Source organism: Bacillus sp. PSXD-155 (genome assembly GCF_049310765.1).
Classification (GTDB): domain Bacteria; phylum Bacillota; class Bacilli; order Bacillales; family Bacillaceae_G; genus Bacillus_A; species Bacillus_A cereus.
The window spans coordinates 40,076-60,878 of the sequence record NZ_JBMOWC010000001.1; the positions used below are offsets into that span (position 1 = coordinate 40,076).

Here is a 20,803-nt window from a genome sequence, read left to right on the forward strand (position 1 = left end):
GATATTTTCACTTTAATGAGCAGTACATCCCCCACCTTTTTAGATGAGGGATAACTACCCATTAAACTATATTTTTATCTTATTCAGCTTCTTGCTCTAATAAACGAACGCCATTACCAGCTAAAAAGTGATCTGGCTGAATTTCAGTTGCTTTCTTAAATAAAGCGAGAGCTTTCTCGTTATTTTCTTCAAATACGTAAGCAACACCTAAATTGTAATACGCATCTGCATGCTCTTCATCCATTTCTAATACCTTTTCAAAATAAGGTTTCGCCTCTTGAATATGTTCTAGTCGCGCAAAGCAAAGTCCGCACTGGAATACAGCTTCTACATCATTTTCATCTAATTCTGTTGCTCTTTGTAAGAATGGTAGTGCAAGACGATCATTTCCAAGCTGTACATGTGTAATACCTAACATAAATGTTACATCAGCTGATTGTAATCCAGCTTGCATTGCTTGTTCGAATACAGCTTTCGCCTCAGTAAATTGCTCTTGGCCATAATATACGTTTCCTAAGCCATAATAAGCAGCTGCAGATTTATCATCTAACTCTAATGCACGTTTATAAAATAAAATCGCTCGCTCACTATCACCTAATACGTCTAATAAATTTGCAAAATTAATGTATCCAAGCGCATCTTTCGGATTTTCTTCAATTGCTTCTGTAAAATTTTTAGCCGCTTCTTCCCAATTTCCTTCTTGCATATATTGAATACCTGTTTCAAGTTTGTTTGACATGTCCTTCACCTCTACAACAAATTATAACAAAGAATGTATTTTCCAAGCGAACGAAAATTCGCTTTATGTAAAAGAAACCTCTAACCGCTAATCGGCAGAGGCTTCTCATTTATCCTAAATAATCCAATTTCTTACCACTACGGTATACTTCATCAATTGTAGCACCGCCTAAGCACTCATCTCCATCATAGAAAACGACTGCTTGTCCTGGTGTAATTGCACGAATTGGCTCATCACAAAGAATACGAACTGTATTTTCATCAACGATTTGAACCGTTACTTTATTGTCTTCTTGACGATAACGGAATTTCGCCGTGCACTTAAATTCTGTTTCTTTTTCTTTGTTACTTACCCATCCTACATTCGTAGCAATAACTTCATCACCATATAGAAGTTCGTTATGGAATCCTTGATCAACATATAAAATGTTTTCTTTTAGATTTTTTCCAACAGCAAACCATGGATCACCATTACCACCAATTCCAAGACCATGACGTTGTCCAATTGTATAATACATTAAACCGTCATGCTTCCCTTTCACTTCACCAGATAATGTTTGCATTACACCTGGTTGTGCTGGTAAGTAGTTACTTAAGAAATCTTTAAAGTTACGCTCACCAATGAAGCAAATACCTGTACTATCTTTTTTCGCCGCTGTCGCTAAGCCAGCTTCTTTCGCCATTTCACGAATTTGTGGTTTCTTCAGTTCACCTAACGGGAACATTGTTTTTGATAATTGCTCTTGGCTTAATTGATTTAAGAAGTATGTTTGATCTTTATTGTCATCAACGCCGCGAAGCATTTTATATTCGCCGTCCATATAAGCAACGCGTGCATAATGACCTGTTGCTACATAATCGGCACCAAGCGCAATTGCATGCTCTAAAAATGCTTTAAATTTAATTTCTTTATTACACATTACATCTGGGTTTGGTGTACGACCAGCTCGGTACTCATCTAAGAAGTACGTAAATACTTTATCCCAGTATTGTTTTTCAAAGTTTACTGCATAATACGGAATACCAATTTGGTTACACACTTCAATTACATCATTGTAATCTTCTGTTGCTGTGCAGACACCATTCTCATCTGTATCATCCCAGTTTTTCATAAAAATTCCGATTACATCATAACCTTGCTCTTTTAATAAAAGTGCTGCTACAGATGAATCGACGCCACCGGACATTCCGATGACAACGCGTGTTTCGTGAGGTAGTTTGTTCATCATGTCACCTCCCATGCTAATTTTGTGTTAATCGCTTCACGATTTTCACTGTTTCGTACGCCGCTTTTTCAATTTGCTCTTTCGTATTTCCAAGTCCAAAACTAAAGCGTACGGATGAACGTATTTGATCGGAATCTTTTCCAAACATCGCTACTAATACATGTGATGGATCAATCGAACCAGCTGTACAAGCAGAACCACTTGATACTGCAATGCCAGCTAGGTCTAAGTTCACAAGAAACGGTTCAATGTTCATTCCTGTAAAACTTACATTAAGTACATGCGGTAAGCGATGTTCTAAGTTTCCGTTTACCTCGAAAGTAATGCCTTCATTTTTGAAGACAGATACCATTATATCTTTAAACTCTTCATATTGGGCATTTTTTTGCTCACGAGTTTTTTCAGCTATAAGAATTGCATGCTGAAGCCCAGCAATACTAGGCACATTTTCCGTACCAGCACGGCGTTTTCTTTCTTGCTCTCCACCTATTAATAACGGCTCAAATTTCACATTTGCACCAGCGAATAAGAACCCTACACCTTTTGGCCCATTAATTTTATGAGCTGAAATTGATAATAAATCAATACCAAACTCTTTCACGTCAATTTCTACTAAACCGTAAGCTTGTACCGCATCTGTATGGAAATAAGCTTGATGCTCTTTTAGCAACTTTCCTATTTCCACAATTGGTTGCATTGTCCCTACTTCATTATTCCCAAACATAACAGATACAAGAATCGTCTCTTCTGTTAATGCCTTTTGTATGTCAGAAACTTGAATGCGTCCTGTTTCATCGACAGGTAAATATGTCACTTCAAACCCTTCACGCTCTAACAATTCGCACGTATGCAAAATCGCATGATGTTCAATTTGCGTCGTTATTATGTGGTTACCTTTATGACGGTTCGCACGTGCTACACCTATAAGCGCTAAATTATCAGCTTCTGTACCACCGCTCGTAAATATAATTTCATTCGGATTCGCATGAATGCTGCGTGCACACACTCGTCTCGCCTCATCTACTGTGTGACGAGTTTGACGTCCATAAAAGTGAATACTAGACGGGTTCCCGAATATTTCTGTCATATATGGAATCATCTTTTCGACCACTTCTGGGTGAGTCGGAGATGTCGCAGCATGATCTAAGTAAATGCGTTCCATTAAATCTCCTTCTTTCCAAATCGTTTCACAAGGAATTAAATGTAAAACATATAGCCCCCGTGATTTTCTTCCTCATAACGTACTAAATCTTCTAACGTTGTACTATCTAACACTTCTTGCACGGCATCACGAACACGCATCCATAACTGGCGCTGTGCTGGCTCTTCTTCTTCTATCATTTCTACAACACTAATCGGTCCCTCTAATACACGGATTACATCCCCAGCTGTAATGTTAGCCGGTTGATCAGATAATACATATCCGCCATATGCCCCGCGCGTACTCTTTACAAGACGAGCGTTACGAAGTGGTGAAATTAATTGCTCTAAGTAATGCTCGGATAAGTCATGCGCCTGCGCAATTGATTTTAATGAAATTGGACCTTCACCAAACTTTTTTGCAAGATCAATCATAATTGTTAAGCCATAGCGGCCTTTTGTTGAAATCTTCATCTATTTTGCACCTCTTTTCAAATTTTCACTTCTATTGGTTATATCTTATTTATAAAAAGAACACAATTTAAAATCCTATGAAATTATAGCATAATATAGTATTATAAGAAATTTCAACTTGTGTATCAAAATGATAACATAAAATCACATTGAAAAACTCGGAAATTATTACAATTGAAAGAAAAATGAAAATATTCATCTTCATTTTTCCCATAAAACAGCATCCTATTTCAAATTTCGTAGAAAAAAATGATACGATAGAACGAGATTATATATTAAGGGAGACGGTCTAAATGAAACAACCACTCGCACATCGAATGCGCCCTACAAATATTCAAGAAATTATTGGGCAACAACATTTAGTTGGTGAAGGAAAGATTTTATGGCGAATGGTCCAAGCAAATCATTTTCAATCTATGATTTTATACGGTCCTCCAGGTACAGGAAAAACATCCATTGCCAGTGCAATTGCAGGAAGTACCGGTACCCCGTTTCGTCTATTAAACGCTGTTACTCACAATAAAAAAGATATGGAAGTTGTCGTACAAGAAGCAAAGATGCATCGACACCTCGTTTTAATTTTAGATGAAGTTCACCGTCTAGATAAAGCAAAGCAAGACTTTCTATTACCTCACTTAGAAAGCGGACTTCTTACTTTAATTGGTGCAACGACAAGTAATCCATTCCATGCAATAAACTCCGCTATTCGAAGCAGGTGTCAAATTTTCGAATTACACGCACTAACAGAAGATGATATTTTAATTGGGTTAAAAAGAGCTTTAGAAGATAAAGAAAAAGGCCTTGGAGAATATGCTGTAACGGTAACAGATGAAGCACTACATCATTTTGCAAATGCCTCTGGTGGTGATATGCGTTCCGCTTATAACGCACTTGAACTTGCTGTATTATCTAGCTTTACTACAGACGATCAAGCGGCTGAAATCACACTCGAGATTGCAGAAGAATGCTTACAAAAGAAGAGCTTCGTTCACGACAAAGGCGGCGATGCTCATTATGACGTATTATCAGCATTTCAAAAATCAGTACGCGGAAGTGATGTAAATGCAGCGCTCCATTATTTAGCACGCCTTATTGAAGCAGGTGATTTACAAAGTATTGGCAGACGCCTTCTTATTATGGCTTATGAAGATATTGGACTTGCTAGCCCACAAGCTGGACCGCGTACACTAGCTGCAATTGAATCAGCTGAACGAGTTGGATTCCCAGAAGCACGCATCCCACTTGCAAATGCCGTTATAGAGCTATGCTTATCACCAAAATCAAATTCAGCTTATAAAGCACTTGATGCTGCATTACACGATTTACGCAACGGTCAAACAGGTGACATTCCAAGCCATTTAAAAGATAGTCATTACAAAGGCGCAGAATCACTCGGAAGAGGCATTGGATATTTATATCCACACGACCATCCAAATGGCTGGGTAAGGCAACAATACTTACCTGATAAAATAAAAAACAAGCAATATTATAAACCGAAAACGACAGGGAAATTTGAGCAAGCACTTTCTACTGTTTATGAAAGATTACAAACTTCGAATAAAACGAAAAATAAAGGGTAACATAAACGAAAACGTCACCATTATGGAGGCTTCGCTTATGAAAACACGTCAAGATGCATGGACAAAAGAAGATGATCTCCTTTTAGCAGAAACTGTTTTGCGACATATTCGCAGCGGAAGTACACAAATAAAAGCGTTTGATGAAGTCGGCGATACGTTGAACCGGACTTCAGCAGCTTGCGGCTTTAGATGGAATGCTGAAGTAAGGCCGAATTACGAAGATGCTGTGCAGCTTGCGAAGAAACAACGTAAAGAATTAAAGCGCTCTGAAGCTAAAATAGAAAAAAATCAGTTCACGAAAACGAAACAACTCGTAATCGATGCTGAGTTTTCTGAAGATATTACGCCAAGTAAACAAGAACTTACGATGCAAAATGTCATCTCATTTTTGCAAAACTTGGAGCATAATAACCCTTCACTCGCAAAGTTGCAAACTGAAAATGATGTATTACAAGCTCAGCTCACTTCTCTGCAAAAAACGAATCATGAACTTGAAACGAAATTAGCGGTACTCACAAAAAAACAACAAGCAATCGAAGAAGATTACGCGATGCTTGTTCGAATTATGGATCGTGCTCGAAAACTTGTTTCGGTCGAAGAGCAAGAAGAGCAAATTGCCCCGATTTTCAAAACCGATCAAAACGGGAATTTAGATATTATTTATTCTGCTGAGAATTAAAAACAGGGATGTCACTTTTTTGACTGAGTGACATCCCTGTTTGTTTTCGGTAAATCATATATATACATGTCGGTAAATGAAATTATATCAACGATTTTTCGAATATATCTATCACAACTTGCAATATATCAACGATTCGACAAAGGATATCGATTTAACGACAAAGATTGACAATAACATTCCTCCTTGTCATACAAGGAAACTCCTAAAACGGATTAGATATTTTTTACTAAAATGTTATTATAAACATATACCTTTAAAGGGGGATGGTTGCTATTTCATTAATAATCTTCAAAATAACTCTTGGCCTTCTCGTCCTGACTTTAGCTCTTTTCACCATTAACAGTCTAAAAAAGACTTCCGCCTATAAATCAGATAAATATGATTATTACTTACTAACCTTACTTACATTTGAACTAGTAGTGATGCAAGTATCCATATTTCTTTAATACATAAAAAAAAAGCGTATATCCAAAATGGATATATGCTTTTCTTTTATTCTTGCCCTACACGTTTCACTTCTACATTTTTAATACGTTCACGTACAACGTGACTTGCCATAATTAAGCCTGCCACAGATGGTACGAATGCATTTGATGAAGGCGGTAATTTCGCTTTACGAATTTTTGCATTCTCGTCTGGTACGATTTCTTTACGTACTTCTTCACGAATTACGATTGGGTTTTCGTCAGAGAAGACAACTTTTACACCTTTTTTAATACCCTCTTTACGAAGCTTCGTACGAATTACTTTCGCAATTGGATCTGTATGTGTTTTAGAAATGTCCGCAATACGGAAACGAGTTGGGTCCATTTTATTTGCTGCACCCATACATGAGATAATTTTAATTTTACGACGTAAACATTGTTTAATTAAATGGATTTTGAACGTAATCGTATCAGATGCATCCACTACGAAATCTAAACCGTGTTTAAAGAACTCTTCATATGTTTCATCTGTATAAAACATTTCTAGTCCAATTACTTCACATTCCGGATTAATGTCTGCAATACGCTCTTTCATTAATTCTACTTTTGAACGTCCTACAGTAGATACTAAAGCGTGAATTTGACGGTTTACGTTTGTAATATCTACAACGTCTTTATCAACTAATACGAGACGTCCTACTCCAGAACGCGCTAACGCTTCAGCTGAAAATGAACCTACGCCGCCAATTCCTAAAATACCGACTGTACTATTTTTTAATATTTCAAGTCCTTCTTTACCGAAGGCTAATTCATTACGTGAAAATTGATGTAACATTCAGCTCTACACTCCTATTACAAAAATGGTCTACCATGTATTCTAGCGTTTTTCCGACTATTTGTATAGAAAAAGTTATAGAATTCCTAAAAATACATATTTCGATAATGAAAACATAGTGTAAACCGGGATTTTGTTTCTTCTTTTAATTATCCATTAAAAAAGTCTAGATGGTTATAGTATAACCATCTAGACCCTATTCTTACTTTTCTTCTTTTAAGCTTAATTTTAAGTTTAACTCTTCAAGCTGTGCTTCTGCAACTGGGCTTGGAGCTTCTGTTAATAAGCAGCTTGCGCTTGCTGTTTTTGGGAATGCAATTGTATCACGAAGGTTCGTACGGCCTGCAAGTAACATAACAAGACGATCTAAACCTAATGCGATTCCGCCGTGTGGTGGTGTACCGTATTCGAATGCTTCTAATAAGAATCCGAATTGCTCTTGCGCTTCTTCTTGTGAGAATCCAAGTGCTTTGAACATTTTTTCTTGTACGTCACGCTCGTAAATACGAAGTGATCCACCACCAAGCTCATAACCGTTTAATACAAGGTCATATGCTTGTGCACGTGCTTTTTCTGGTGCTGTTTCTAGTAGCTCAACGTCTTCACGGAATGGCATTGTGAATGGGTGATGAGCTGCGAAATAACGATCTGCATCTTCATCGTACTCAAGAAGTGGCCAATCAGTTACCCATAGGAAGTTAAATTTACTTTCATCAATTAACTCAAGCTCTTTACCTAGACGTAAACGAAGTGCGCCTAAGCTATCTGCAACAACGCTCTTCTTATCTGCTACGAATAGTAATAAGTCGCCAGCAGTAGCTTCTAATGTGCTCATTAACACATTTGCATCTTCTTCACCGAAGAATTTCGCAATCGGTCCTTTTAGGCCGTCTTCTTCAACTTTAAGCCAAGCTAGACCTTTTGCACCGTATACTTTCACGAATTCAGTTAATGCATCGATGTCTTTACGAGAATATTTACTTGCAGCACCTTTTGCATTGATTGCTTTTACTTGTCCGCCGCTTTCTACAGCACTTGTAAACACTTTAAAGCCACAACCTGCTGCAAACTCAGATAAGTCTGTTAGTTCCATTTCAAAGCGTGTATCTGGCTTATCAGAACCGTAGCGAGCCATTGCATCAGCATATTTCATACGAGGGAATGGTGCACTAACTTCTACACCTTTTGCATCCTTCATAACTTTCGTCATCATACGCTCCATCATTTCTAAAATTTCATCTTGTGTTAAGAATGAAGCTTCGATATCAATTTGCGTGAATTCCGGTTGACGATCCGCACGTAAATCTTCATCACGGAAACAACGTGCTACTTGATAGTAACGCTCAAATCCGCCGACCATAAGAAGCTGTTTAAATAACTGTGGTGACTGTGGTAGTGCATAGAATTCACCATCATGCACACGACTTGGTACTAAATAGTCACGAGCTCCTTCTGGCGTGCTTTTCGTTAAAATTGGTGTTTCTACTTCTAAGAACTCTTCTGTGTCTAAGAAGTTACGAATTGTTTTCGTTACGTCGTGACGCATTTTGAATGTGTTGAACATTACTGGGCGACGTAAGTCTAAATAACGATATTTTAAACGCACATCTTCTGATGCATCTGTATCATCAGCAATGATGATTGGCGTTGTTTTCGCTGCATTTAGTACATTTACTTTTGTTGCTTGTACTTCAATACGACCAGTTGCCATATTGTCATTAATTGCGCCTTCACCACGTTCAACAACTGTACCTTCTACGTGTAATACGTATTCGCTACGAATTGTTTCTGCTACTTCTAACGCTTCTTTTGATGTTTCTGGGTTAAATACAACTTGCACGATACCTGTACGGTCACGTAAATCGATAAAGATTAATCCACCTAAGTCACGGCGTTTTTGTACCCAACCTTTTAATTGAACTGTTTGTCCAACAGCTTCTACTGTTACTTTTCCACATGCATGTGTTCTTTCAGCCACTGTAAGTTCCCCCTATATTAATTTCTCTGCTACGTATGAAGCAAATACATCTAACGCTACTTCTTCTTGTTCACCTGTTGCCATATCTTTTAAGTTAATGATGCCTTTATCTAGCTCATCTTCTCCTAATACAGCTACAAATTTCGCCTTTAGACGATCTGCTGATTTAAATTGTGCTTTCATTTTGCGATCTAAATAATCTTTTTCAACCGACAATCCAGCTTTACGAAGATCGAATGCCACTTTTGCAGCATGGTCTTTCGCTTTTTCACCAAGCGCTACAACGTAACAATCAATGCTATGTTCAAGTGGTAATTCAATGTTTTCAGCTTTTAGCGCCATAATTAAACGTTCAATACTCATTGCAAAACCGATACCTGGCATTTCTGGTCCACCGATTTCTTGTACAAGTCCGTTATAACGGCCACCACCGCTTAATGTAGTGATCGCACCGAAACCTTCTGCCTCACTCATAATTTCAAAAACAGTGTGTTGGTAGTAGTCTAAACCACGCACTAAGTTCGGATCTTTTTCAAATGGAACATCCATCATCGTTAATAGTTCTTGAACTTTGTCGTAGTATACTGCTGAATCTTCGTTTAAGTATTCTGTAATAGATGGTGCTGTTGCCATTAATTCATGGTTACGGTCCTTCTTACAGTCTAAAATTCGAAGTGGGTTCTTTTCTAAGCGAGATTGACAGTCAGAACAGAATTCGCCGATACGTGGCTCAAAGTGTGCGATTAATGCATCACGGTGTGCTTGACGGCTCGCTGCGTCACCTAAACTGTTTAATACAACTTTAATATTTTTCAAGCCCATGCCGCGGTAAAATTCAACAGCAAGTGCAATTACTTCTGCATCAATTGCAGGGTCATTACTGCCGATTGCTTCGATACCGAATTGTACGAATTGACGATAGCGACCTGCTTGTGGTCTTTCATAACGGAACATTTGACCGATATAGTATAATTTCGTTGGTTGTGTTGCATCACCAAACATTTTATTTTCAACGTAAGAACGTACAACAGGTGCAGTACCTTCTGGACGTAATGTTAAGCTACGCTCTCCACGATCTTGGAATGAGTACATTTCTTTTTGTACGATATCTGTCGTATCACCAACACCGCGTAAAAATAGCTCAGTGTGCTCAAAAATTGGTGTACGAATTTCTTTATAATTGTAACGACGGCAAATTTCGCGTGCTTGCCCTTCGATATACTGCCATAACTCAACAGTGCCTGGAAGAATATCTTGCGTTCCGCGTGGGATTTGAATAGACATATTCAGTTCCTCCTCAAATTGTTTTAATCTTAATAAAAATAAAAAAACTCCCGCCTCTACTGTTTAAACAGTAGGGACGAGAGTATTATACCCGTGGTGCCACCCTAATTGAAGCACGTATGCTTCCACTTTTTTAATAACGCTTAAATATGCGTTCATCCCTACTAAGCATATATGCCGTTCAAGTTGAAACCTCTAGAGTGTCATTCAATCAGTCATCATGCAGAAATGTTTTCAGCCTAAGACATTCCTTCTCTTTCCATGTGTATCTCATTTACTCTTCTCTATCAACGGTTATATTCATATGTAAATATAAAATTACTATACGTTTGTTAAGTAGGATTGTCAAGTGCTCTAAGAACGTTCAATCTGCTTCTTTAAACGCTTTACATCTTGAAGAGAAATCCCAAACTCGGAAGCAAGCTCCATTGAAGTATTATTTTGCTCTTTTGAAATAAAATCATGAAAATTCACGTTAAACAGTTGATTTGCACCATTTGTAACAGAATGCCCTTTTTCATTCATACGCATACGTATATCCCTCACATTCAATATGGATGTTTTACTTTTTATTGTTCCATATTGATGAGAGAGTTATACATAACCGAAACTGCTATTGATTCCAAATAAATGAACAAAACATACAACAATGTATAAAAAAGAGAGGATTATATAACCCTCTCTTTTTTATCAACACTATTTACTTTCTACAATTAAGGTCACCGGACCATCATTGATCAAAGAAACGTCCATCATTGCTCCAAACTTTCCTGTTTCCACATGTAATCCTTGTTTACGAACTTCTTCATTAAAGAAATCGTATAAACGCTCTGCATAGTCAGGTTTCGCAGCATCCATAAAGTTTGGACGTCTGCCCTTGCGGCAATCTCCGTATAATGTGAATTGCGAAATAGATAGAACTTGTCCTTCTACATCAAGTACAGAATGATTCATCTTTCCGCTCTCATCTTCAAAAATACGTAAGTTTGCAATTTTTTCCGCAATGTAAGTTGCATCTTTTTCTGTATCTTCGTGCGTAATGCCAACTAGTAATGTTAAACCGAACGGAATTTGTCCTACGATCTCACCGTCTACTGTGACAGACGCTTTCTTTGATCGTTGTAAAACAACTCTCATCTTTCTACACTCCCTATTAATGCATCATGCGTCGTACTGCATAAATTTCTGGAACGCGTTTAATGCGTTCTACTACTTTTTTCAAGTGTTGTAAGTTACGAATCGAGATTGACATATTAATTGTTGCCATTTTATTACGGTCACTTCTACCAGAAACAGCTGAAATGTACGTTTTCGTCTCTGTAACAGCTTGCAGTACTTCATTTAATAAACCACGGCGATCGTAACCCGAAATTTCAATATCAACGTTATACTCAATTTCTTTTTCAGGGCTACCTTCCCACTCTACTTCTAATAAACGTTCTACAGCTTCTTCTGTATGAACGTTTACACAATCACGGCGGTGAATCGATACACCTCGGCCTTTCGTAATATATCCAACGATATCATCGCCTGGAACTGGGTTACAGCATTTCGATAAACGGATTAATAAATTATCAGCACCGCTTACCTTTACACCAGAATCCCATTTTCGAATTTTCATCGGTTTACGAACTTCTTTAACTTCAACAATTTCTTCTTCTTCGCGTTGTTTGCGGAACTTGTCCGTTAGTCGCGTAACAATTTGCGAAGCTGTAATTCCGCTATATCCAACTGCTGCAAACATATCTTCTTCATTTGCAAAGTTAAATTTCTCAGCGACGCGTTTTAAGTTATCAGGCGCTAATACTTCTTTCATCTCATACTCTAGACCACGTACTTCCTTTTCAACAAGTTCACGGCCTTTTTCAATATTTTCGTCTCTACGTTGTTTCTTAAAGAATTGACGAATTTTATTTTTCGCATGAGATGTTTGAGCAAGTTTTACCCAATCTTGACTTGGGCCATATGAATGTTTCGACGTTAAAATTTCAATGATGTCGCCTGTTTTTAATTTATAATCCAACGTCACCATTTTACCGTTTACTTTTGCACCAATTGTTTTATTCCCAATTTCCGAATGGACACGATACGCGAAATCAATCGGAACCGATCCAAGTGGTAATTCCATTACATCGCCTTTCGGTGTAAAGACGAATACCATGTCAGAAAATAAATCAATTTTTAATGACTCCATAAATTCTTCTGCATTAGAAGCTTCATTTTGCCATTCTAGTATTTGACGGAACCATGTGAGTTTCTTCTCTAATGTACCTGTTGTTTCTGCTGTTTTTCCTTCTTTGTACGCCCAGTGTGCCGCGATCCCGAATTCTGCAATTTCGTGCATTTCTTTCGTACGAATTTGCACTTCAAGTGGATCACCTTTTGGTCCAATTACAGTCGTATGAAGAGATTGATATAGATTTGCTTTTGGCATTGCAATATAATCTTTAAAACGACCTGGCATCGGCTTCCAGCACGTATGAATAATTCCAAGCACCGCATAACAATCTTTAATACTATTTACAACGACACGTACAGCTAATAAATCGTAAATTTCATTGAACTGCTTATTTTGCAGTGCCATTTTACGATAAATACTGTAAATATGTTTCGGTCTTCCAGAAATCTCAGGTTGAATTGCAACTTCTTTTAATTTCTCACGAATACCAGTCATTACTTCGTCTAAGTATTCTTCACGTTCTGCACGTTTACGCTTCATTAAATTTACAATACGATAATATTGTTGGGGATTTAAATAGCGAAGTGACGTATCCTCTAGCTCCCATTTAATAGTACTAATTCCGAGTCTATGTGCTAAAGGTGCAAAGATTTCTAACGTTTCATTCGCTATGCGACGCTGCTTCTCTTGAGGCAAATGTTTCAATGTACGCATGTTATGAAGACGATCAGCTAATTTAATTAAAATAACTCGAATGTCTTGAGCCATTGCAATAAACATTTTGCGATGGTTTTCTGCTTGTTGTTGTTCGTGAGATTTATATTTGATCTTCCCAAGCTTTGTAACACCATCAACAAGCATAGCAATTTCTTTGTTAAATTCCCGTTCAATATCTTCTAACGTAATCTCTGTATCTTCCACTACATCATGTAAGAAACCTGCTGATACCGTAGCTGGATCCATGTGTAAATCAACTAAAATACCTGCAACTTGAATCGGATGAATAATATACGGTTCACCCGATTTTCTATATTGTTCGCTATGCGCATCTCGTGCATATTCATAGGCACGTGCCACTAGCTCAATATCTTCATCCGCTAAATATTGACTTGCTTTCTCGAGTACCTGTTCAGCTGTTAGTACCTGCTCATTTGCCATCGAATCACCTTTTATTGAAAATTGACTTTATCTTTATTTAATAGAATAAATTATATTCTATCATTATAACCCAATGATTGTGAATTGTGAAAAGGAAAAGATTTTACTGACATTTCACCATGATTTTTTGTTCAATTATACAAAAGTACCCGCTCCTCTCCAAGAGATTCACGGGTACTTTTTATCACCGTAGTTTTACCTATATAGTGATTAGTATTTTTCTAATACTAATACATCGTAACCATCTAACATTTTACGACCATCTAAGTAAGTAAGCTCTACTAAGAATGCAATCCCTGCTACAACTCCGCCTAGCTCTTCAACTAACTTAATTGTCGCTTCGATTGTTCCACCTGTAGCTAATAGATCATCTGTAATTAATACGCGTTGACCTGGCTTAATTGCATCTTTATGGATTGTTAAAACATCTTTACCATATTCTTTACCGTAGTCAACAGTAATTACTTCACGTGGTAATTTTCCTAATTTACGAACTGGTGCAAATCCTACTTCTAACGCATAAGAAACTGGGCAACCGATAATGAAACCACGAGCTTCTGGTCCTACTACAACATCGATATCTCTTTCTTTTGCGTACTCAACGATTGCATCTGTTGCTGCTTTGTATGCTTTACCGTCATTCATTAAAGGTGTAATGTCTTTAAACACAATACCTTCTTTCGGATAATCCGGTACAATTGCGATATGTTGCTTGAAATCCATATTTCTGAATCCTCCTCAGATCTAAAAGGTTTGTAAATACAAATCCTTTACCCTAACTGTTCTACTTCTTTATGATTACGAATCGTTTCAAACCATGTATATAGTTGCTGATATGTGCTATAAACCAATTCTTTTTCTAATTGTAAGTGGTTCATTTTCTCACGATATGTGTTCGATTCAATTAAATCACGCTTTTGTTTTTTGTCTGCCATAAAAATGACGCCATCTTTTATTGTAACAAATTCTAACTCAAAAAACACCTGTGTCATGAAATTTACTGTATCTTTTGACCAACCTTTATGACGACATAGTTGTTCTCCATATTGTCTTAAAGAAAATGGTGTTTTTTGGCTTAAGAAAGAATAGTACCATTTAAAGTGTTCTCTCGTCGGAACTGTACTAAATAAGTGGTTATTCTCTTGATAAAATAGCGTATAAATTCGCGCTGGGAATCCTACTTTAAATAGCTCACTTAATTCATCTGTTCCTTTTGGTAAATCAAGTAACACGATATATTGATCATCTAAATGCGTTACTTCTGAAGCATGCATGAGCTTTTCTTTATAGCTCTCTAAAGAAAATTTATTCAATACCTCTTCAGAAAAATACACCATTGTTATTTTTTCTTTCGGAAGTTCTGCTAAATTTGCTTCTGCATTACGCATACTACGCCAATCAAATAATTGCCACGCCTCTACAGCAATATCTTGTACCATTAATTGTGGCTTCTTAAAATTATTCCATTCATTGATGGATGCTTCTCCTATTACAGATACTTTTGCAACTGGAGAGATTTCTTTCGCATATGCACCAAAACCAAATCCAATTGTATCCAGTGTTGCTTGTCCATCACGAAGAGCCATTTTTAAATGAGAACCATCTGATCCGATCGCGCGAATACTTTCTAACTCTGCATCTTTCACTGCAATACGTGGTTTCGGATTTCCAACACCAAACGGGGCTAGTTTTTGCATATCTTCAATTGCCGCTAGTGTTACATCCTCTACTTTACAAAAAACATCAACTGCTGTAATTGGAATAAAATCTTCTTCTGTTAAAATTGCATCTGCTTGTTCATTTAAGCGGCGACGTAATTCATCTACATCATTCATATGTAGCGTCATTCCCGCTGCCATTGGATGCCCTCCGAAGTGTGGCAATAACTCTCTACAATCTGATAAATTTGCAAACAAATCAAATCCTGCAATACTACGCGCTGAGCCTTTTGCTGTTTCTTTTATAGGATCAATACATAATACAATAGTCGGACGATAAAAACGTTCAACTAATTTAGAAGCGACAATCCCAATTACACCTGGATTCCAACCTTCTTTTGCAAGTACTAACACTTTGTTTTCTTCTGGTGGGAAGTTATTTTCAACTTCAGCGATAGCCTCTTCTGTAATTTGCTTTACAATATCTTTTCGCAGTTTGTTCAGCTCATCAATTTCTTCGGCCAACTCTTTCGCTTCCTCAGGATCATCTGATAATAAAAGGTGTACAGCCGGCGTTGCATCTTCTAAACGCCCGACCGCATTAATACGCGGTGCAATTGAGAAGCCAATACTCTCTTCTGTAATTTCACTTTGCGAAACGTTAGCAACTTTAAACAATGCCTTTAAACCAATATTTTTCGTCATACGCATATGTTTTAAACCGCGTTTCACTAGCAACCTATTTTCACCATGAAGTGACACTAAATCGGCTACTGTACCGATTACTGCAATCTCTAATAAATGTTCTGGTACACGGCCTAATAGTGCATGCGCAACTTTAAACGCAACACCTACACCAGCTAAATAGTGAAACGGATATACACCGCCATCTAATTTCGGATGTATAATCGCAAGTGCTTCTGGCAATTCTGGCGGTGGCTCATGGTGATCTGTAATAATTAGATCTATTCCAAGCTCTTTCGCTACATTCGCTTCATGTACTGCTGCGATGCCAGTGTCGACAGTAATAATCAGTGAGAACCCTGCGCTATGCGCCCAACGAAACGCTTCTTCGTTCGGCCCATACCCTTCTGTAAAACGATTTGGAATATAAAATTCTACTTCTGCACCTAATTCTTGAAGAGCAAGATATAACACAGTTGTACTACTTACTCCGTCTGCATCGTAATCACCAAATATTAATATTTGTTCTCCATTTTGAATCGCCTTATTTACACGTTCTACCGTTCTATCCATTCCTTCTAATAAAAATGGATCATGAAATTCTTGATTTTCTGTATTTAAAAAATCTAAAATCTTATCTTCTGTATCTAGTCCTCTACCGAGGAATAATGAAACGACAAGTGGCGATAACTGTAATTTACTTGCTAATTCACTCACTCGTTCGTCATTATATTCTTTTTCTTTCCAACGCGTCTTCGGTTGTAACACGAAATCACCCCTTAACCTGTTCATTATACAAGACAGATTAAGGGGTGACAATATAATGCAAACTACGATGCAATATCTATATACTAAAATGTTAATGATGTTTAATTTGGAGAATACGGATTTATATGTACGAATACATTTTGTACATTATCTTGTTTCATAAGTATTTCTTTCACATGTTTTCCAATACGGTGTCCTTCTTCTACAGTAATGTATGGATCTACAGACACTTTAATATCGACAATAACATAATGACCATGCTCCCGTGCATATAAAGAACCAATTTTTTTCACACCATCTACTTGAAGAACTGCTTCTCTAAGCGGAATAACATCCTCCTCATGAAGAACATGGTCAAGCGTTGCATGAATTGCTTCCGCTCCAATGCTCCATGCCATTTTTACAACAAGAAGCGAAACAACTAATCCTGCAATCGGATCAGCATATACAAGCCAGTCTATACCAAGCTTACCACCGAGTATAGCTGCACAAATACCGATTAAAGCTGCAATTGAAGAAAATACATCCGAACGGTGCTCATATGCATTTGCAATAATTGCATCACTATTTACCCTTTTCCCTAGTCGGAATTTATATTGAAACATTCCTTCTTTCACGACGATTGAAAGAACAACAGCAAAAATCGTAATTCCTTTCGGCGGTTCTAGTTCTTGCGAAAAAGCTTTTATAGATGAAATCGCGATTTCAAGTCCCACAATAAATAATAATACCGCAACAATAATCGCTGAAATCGATTCCGCTTTACCATGACCATACGGATGATCTTCATCAGGTGGCTGCTTTGCCGCTCGCAATCCAAAAAGTACAGCTAGCGAACCAATTACATCTGATGCAGAATGCACCGCATCTGCTAGCAGTGCTTTACTGTTCCCAATATAACCAATTACCGCCTTTACAATTGCTAATATAATATTACCAACGATCCCGACAATAGCACCAAACTCGGCCTGTTTAAAACGTTCATCTTTTTCCATAATTAAAATCCCTTCTTTTCTTAACCTATCTTTTTATTTTAACAAAAACAGCGATAACACCACCACTTTCTTCCATCTTCTTCCCATCAAAAAGTTGCTATCTTATTGTATCCACAAACGAAAAAAGAGATGCCTCATAATAAGGCATCATCTTTTCTATACTTGCGGTTCAGATTCTACTTTCTCAACCTTCTTCTTGTTTTTCCCCTTTTTCAAACGACGGTTTTCAAGCATTAACCAAATTTGAGAGGCAACGAAAACAGAAGAGTACGTACCTACAATTAATCCAACAAGTAACGCAAACGAGAAGTTACGTAGTGACTCACTACCGAAGATAAGCAGTGCAATTACTGGGAATAACACTGTTAATACGGTGTTAATCGAACGACCAAGCGTTTGGCGGATACTTGCATTTACAATCTCTTCTAGGTCTTTTATATCGCGCACTCGTTTTTTCTGCTTGTATAATTCACGGTTTCTATCAAATGTAACAATTGAGTCATTAATAGAATAACCGATGATTGTTAGTACTGCAGCGATAAACGTTAAGTCTACCTCTAATTGGAAAATACTAAACATAACAACCATAACGAATGCGTCATGTAGTAACGCAAGCACTGCAGATAACGCATACGTAAATCGGAATCGAATACTTACGTATAAAATGATAACTGCAGAAGCAATCAGTACAGCGATAAATGCATTTCGTGCAATTTCTTTACCGATTGTCGGTGAAACTGTACTTATGTTTGGATCTGTACCATATTTATCGTGGAAGAATGTTTTTGTTTTGGCAATTTCATCTTTTGATAAAACACCTAATGTACGAACTGCGAAACCTTTATTGTCATCTCCAGTCGGTACAATATTTTCTTCCTTCACATCAATGTTCAATTCTTTAAAATCTTTATGAACATCAGATACCGTAACGGCTTGTTTTGATTGCAAGTCAATACGTGTACCACTTGCAAAGTCAATCCCAAGATTCAATTTGAAAATTGGTAAGATAATTGCACCCGCAATTACAACTACAATTGAGAAGATAAGGAATTTATGACCGATATTCACGAAGTTAATACGATCAAATCTCGTTGGCGGATGCACTACACCTTTTGTTAATGGAATAATATCCTTTTGTTTCACACCAAAATATCCTGGTTTTTTATCGAAGTAACGGCTCTTTACAAGTAAACCTAGTAAGAAACGAGTACCGAATACGTTCGTAATAAAACCAACTAAAATACTTACGATTAAACTTGTTGCGAATCCTTTTACAGAGCTATTACCATAAACGAATAACACACCAGCTGCTGCAAGAGTCGTAACGTTTGCATCTAAAATTGTTGCTAATGAACGATGGTTACCAGCTCGGAATGCCGACATCATGGACTTACCAATTTTCAGCTCTTCTTTCAGTCTCTCGTACGTAATAATATTCGCATCAACTGCGATACCTACTCCGAGCACTAACGCCGCAATACCTGGCAACGTAAGAACTGCATGCATCCAGTTAAAGACAAGTAATGTAACGAAAATGTATAAACCTAACATAATAACCGCTACAAGTCCTGGTAAACGGTAGAATACAAGCATAAATAAGAAAATAAGAGCGATACCAATCGCACTAGCGAAAATCGTTTGCTCTAACGCTTGTTGACCAAATTTCGCTCCAACAGATGTTGAATACATTTCTTTTAAATCAACAGGAAGTGCACCTGCATTTAATAAAGATGAAAGTTGTTTCGCACTTTCAACTGTGAAGTTTCCACCTACGATAGATACTTCAGCTTGGTTAAATACTTGGTTTACTGTTGCTGCTGATAAGAACTTTGGATTCGGTTTTGCAGATTCTGCTTTATACGAATCTTTTCCTTCTTCAAAATCAAGCCAAATTACCATTAAATTCGTTGGTGGTGGCATTTTAGAAATTTTTTCAGTTACTTCACGGAATTTTTCAGCGCTTTTTAGTGTAAGACCTACGCTCGCACGGCCTTGCTCATCAAATGTTTGCTTCGCTCCGCCGCCTTTTAAATCCGTTCCATCCATAAGAAGGTTATCATCCACATCACGGAATGTTAATTTCGCTTGTGTTGATAACATTTCACGTGCTTTTTGCTGATCTTGTACACCAGCAAGCTGTACACGAATTCGATCTTGCCCTTCGATTTGAATGTTCGGCTCACTTACACCGAGAACATTGACACGATTTTCAAGAGCACCTACTGTACTTACAAGTACGTCTCGATCGATTTTATCACCTTTTTTGGCTGGTTTTACTTCATACAGAATTTCAAAACCGCCGCGAAGGTCTAGTCCTAGACTAATTCCTTTTGCTATGTCTTTTCCTGCCGCACCAATTACTCCACCGATTAATAAGACGATGAGGAAAAAGGCGGCAATTCTCGTACCACGCTTTGCCATATGTACCCTCTTTCTGCTACTAACACTTTCAATAAATCTTTTACGATTCACTGCTATACGTGTGCATACGCCTAGTTAGTAGACTTCCTTTCTATAATTTTTGCTAGTTCATCACTAGCTGTATAGGTAGGCTTTTACACTACCTACACTTTCATCATTTATTTTCCTCTTCACGACCTCCTTTATATATAATCTTAGACACAATTATTTCCTCTTTATCAATACATATCATTATACTGCAAAAGGAAGAACAAACCAATTGCAGTCGGTTATTTATTTTCGTACTCATCAAATGACCAAAGCGGTGCTTGATAAGCTTCAACAGTTAAATATGTCATATATTCATTAGTACTTACTGTTAATACGTCATTAACTAATTCATACAATCTAACATCGCTGTCTATCTTCTTCCACTTTTTCACTTTAAGAAACTTCCAAATGTCATCATCTGTCACTCGGTCGTAACCGAACATTTGAAACTCTTCTACTTTACTTTCTAAAACGACTTGTAACTGTCCGCGGTATGATTCTACCAAAGCCTCTCTATCTAACATTTATAACATCTCCTTCTTATTTCA

Annotated in this window: 17 protein-coding genes and 1 other annotated feature; of the genes, 2 read left to right on the forward strand and 15 right to left on the reverse strand. The window is 37.4% G+C overall.

Annotated elements, in window-relative coordinates:
• Positions 1-79 precede the first annotated feature (79 nt).
• From ACO6VI_RS00215 to cymR, 4 genes are all read right to left on the reverse strand, one after another.
• The gene (locus ACO6VI_RS00215; RefSeq protein ID WP_000066406.1) at positions 80-739 is read right to left on the reverse strand and encodes a tetratricopeptide repeat protein; all 660 of its coding nucleotides are present in this window, start codon (positions 737-739) and stop codon (positions 80-82) included.
• A 109-nt stretch (positions 740-848) separates the two neighbouring features.
• The gene (mnmA, locus tag ACO6VI_RS00220; protein WP_001038010.1) at positions 849-1,964 is read right to left on the reverse strand and encodes a tRNA 2-thiouridine(34) synthase MnmA; all 1,116 of its coding nucleotides are present in this window, start codon (positions 1,962-1,964) and stop codon (positions 849-851) included.
• 16 nt (positions 1,965-1,980) lie between these two features.
• Positions 1,981-3,126, reverse strand: coding sequence for a cysteine desulfurase family protein (locus ACO6VI_RS00225; RefSeq protein WP_000439889.1), 1,146 nt, complete (start codon positions 3,124-3,126; stop codon positions 1,981-1,983).
• Between the two features lie 35 nt (positions 3,127-3,161).
• Entirely contained in the window at positions 3,162-3,578 is a 417-nt protein-coding gene (gene cymR / locus ACO6VI_RS00230; RefSeq protein ID WP_000704116.1) for a cysteine metabolism transcriptional regulator CymR, read from the reverse strand.
• Between the two features lie 293 nt (positions 3,579-3,871).
• Between cymR and ACO6VI_RS00235 the strand changes: the two genes are divergently transcribed.
• Positions 3,872-5,158, forward strand: coding sequence for a replication-associated recombination protein A (locus ACO6VI_RS00235; protein WP_000812919.1), 1,287 nt, complete (start codon positions 3,872-3,874; stop codon positions 5,156-5,158).
• Positions 5,159-5,195: 37 nt separating this feature from the next.
• Positions 5,196-5,837 carry an RsfA family transcriptional regulator gene (locus ACO6VI_RS00240; protein ID WP_000857722.1) on the forward strand — a complete coding sequence of 214 codons (642 nt, stop codon included), beginning with the start codon at positions 5,196-5,198 and terminating at the stop codon, positions 5,835-5,837.
• Between the two features lie 495 nt (positions 5,838-6,332).
• Here ACO6VI_RS00240 and ACO6VI_RS00245 read toward each other — a convergent pair whose 3' ends face one another.
• The 11 genes from ACO6VI_RS00245 to ACO6VI_RS00295 form a co-directional block, all read right to left on the reverse strand.
• Complete coding sequence (locus ACO6VI_RS00245) at positions 6,333-7,100, reverse strand: tRNA threonylcarbamoyladenosine dehydratase (protein WP_000903182.1); 768 nt, start codon at positions 7,098-7,100, stop codon at positions 6,333-6,335.
• A gap of 202 nt (positions 7,101-7,302) precedes the next feature.
• A complete protein-coding gene (aspS, locus tag ACO6VI_RS00250) occupies positions 7,303-9,078 on the reverse strand; it encodes an aspartate--tRNA ligase (RefSeq protein ID WP_016512298.1) in 1,776 nt (591 codons plus the stop codon).
• Between the two features lie 12 nt (positions 9,079-9,090).
• Positions 9,091-10,362, reverse strand: a complete 1,272-nt coding sequence (gene hisS, locus ACO6VI_RS00255) for a histidine--tRNA ligase (protein ID WP_000027079.1) — start codon at positions 10,360-10,362, stop codon at positions 9,091-9,093.
• Positions 10,363-10,431: 69 nt separating this feature from the next.
• Positions 10,432-10,662, reverse strand: a binding site (T-box leader).
• A gap of 54 nt (positions 10,663-10,716) precedes the next feature.
• Complete coding sequence (locus tag ACO6VI_RS00260) at positions 10,717-10,893, reverse strand: hypothetical protein (protein WP_001242605.1); 177 nt, start codon at positions 10,891-10,893, stop codon at positions 10,717-10,719.
• Between the two features lie 165 nt (positions 10,894-11,058).
• The gene (locus ACO6VI_RS00265; protein WP_001266965.1) at positions 11,059-11,499 is read right to left on the reverse strand and encodes a D-tyrosyl-tRNA(Tyr) deacylase; all 441 of its coding nucleotides are present in this window, start codon (positions 11,497-11,499) and stop codon (positions 11,059-11,061) included.
• 16 nt (positions 11,500-11,515) lie between these two features.
• Entirely contained in the window at positions 11,516-13,699 is a 2,184-nt protein-coding gene (gene relA / locus ACO6VI_RS00270; protein ID WP_001262795.1) for a GTP diphosphokinase, read from the reverse strand.
• A 210-nt stretch (positions 13,700-13,909) separates the two neighbouring features.
• A complete protein-coding gene (locus tag ACO6VI_RS00275; protein ID WP_000346215.1) occupies positions 13,910-14,422 on the reverse strand; it encodes an adenine phosphoribosyltransferase in 513 nt (170 codons plus the stop codon).
• Between the two features lie 47 nt (positions 14,423-14,469).
• Positions 14,470-16,809 carry a single-stranded-DNA-specific exonuclease RecJ gene (gene recJ / locus ACO6VI_RS00280; protein WP_000941225.1) on the reverse strand — a complete coding sequence of 780 codons (2,340 nt, stop codon included), beginning with the start codon at positions 16,807-16,809 and terminating at the stop codon, positions 14,470-14,472.
• 101 nt (positions 16,810-16,910) lie between these two features.
• Positions 16,911-17,804: a cation diffusion facilitator family transporter gene (locus ACO6VI_RS00285; protein WP_000409746.1), complete on the reverse strand. Its 894-nt coding sequence runs from the start codon at positions 17,802-17,804 to the stop codon at positions 16,911-16,913.
• Positions 17,805-17,960: 156 nt separating this feature from the next.
• Positions 17,961-20,225: a protein translocase subunit SecDF gene (gene secDF / locus ACO6VI_RS00290; RefSeq protein WP_001119065.1), complete on the reverse strand. Its 2,265-nt coding sequence runs from the start codon at positions 20,223-20,225 to the stop codon at positions 17,961-17,963.
• A gap of 269 nt (positions 20,226-20,494) precedes the next feature.
• Complete coding sequence (locus ACO6VI_RS00295) at positions 20,495-20,779, reverse strand: post-transcriptional regulator (RefSeq protein ID WP_000886979.1); 285 nt, start codon at positions 20,777-20,779, stop codon at positions 20,495-20,497.
• Between the last annotated feature and the right edge of the window lie 24 nt (positions 20,780-20,803).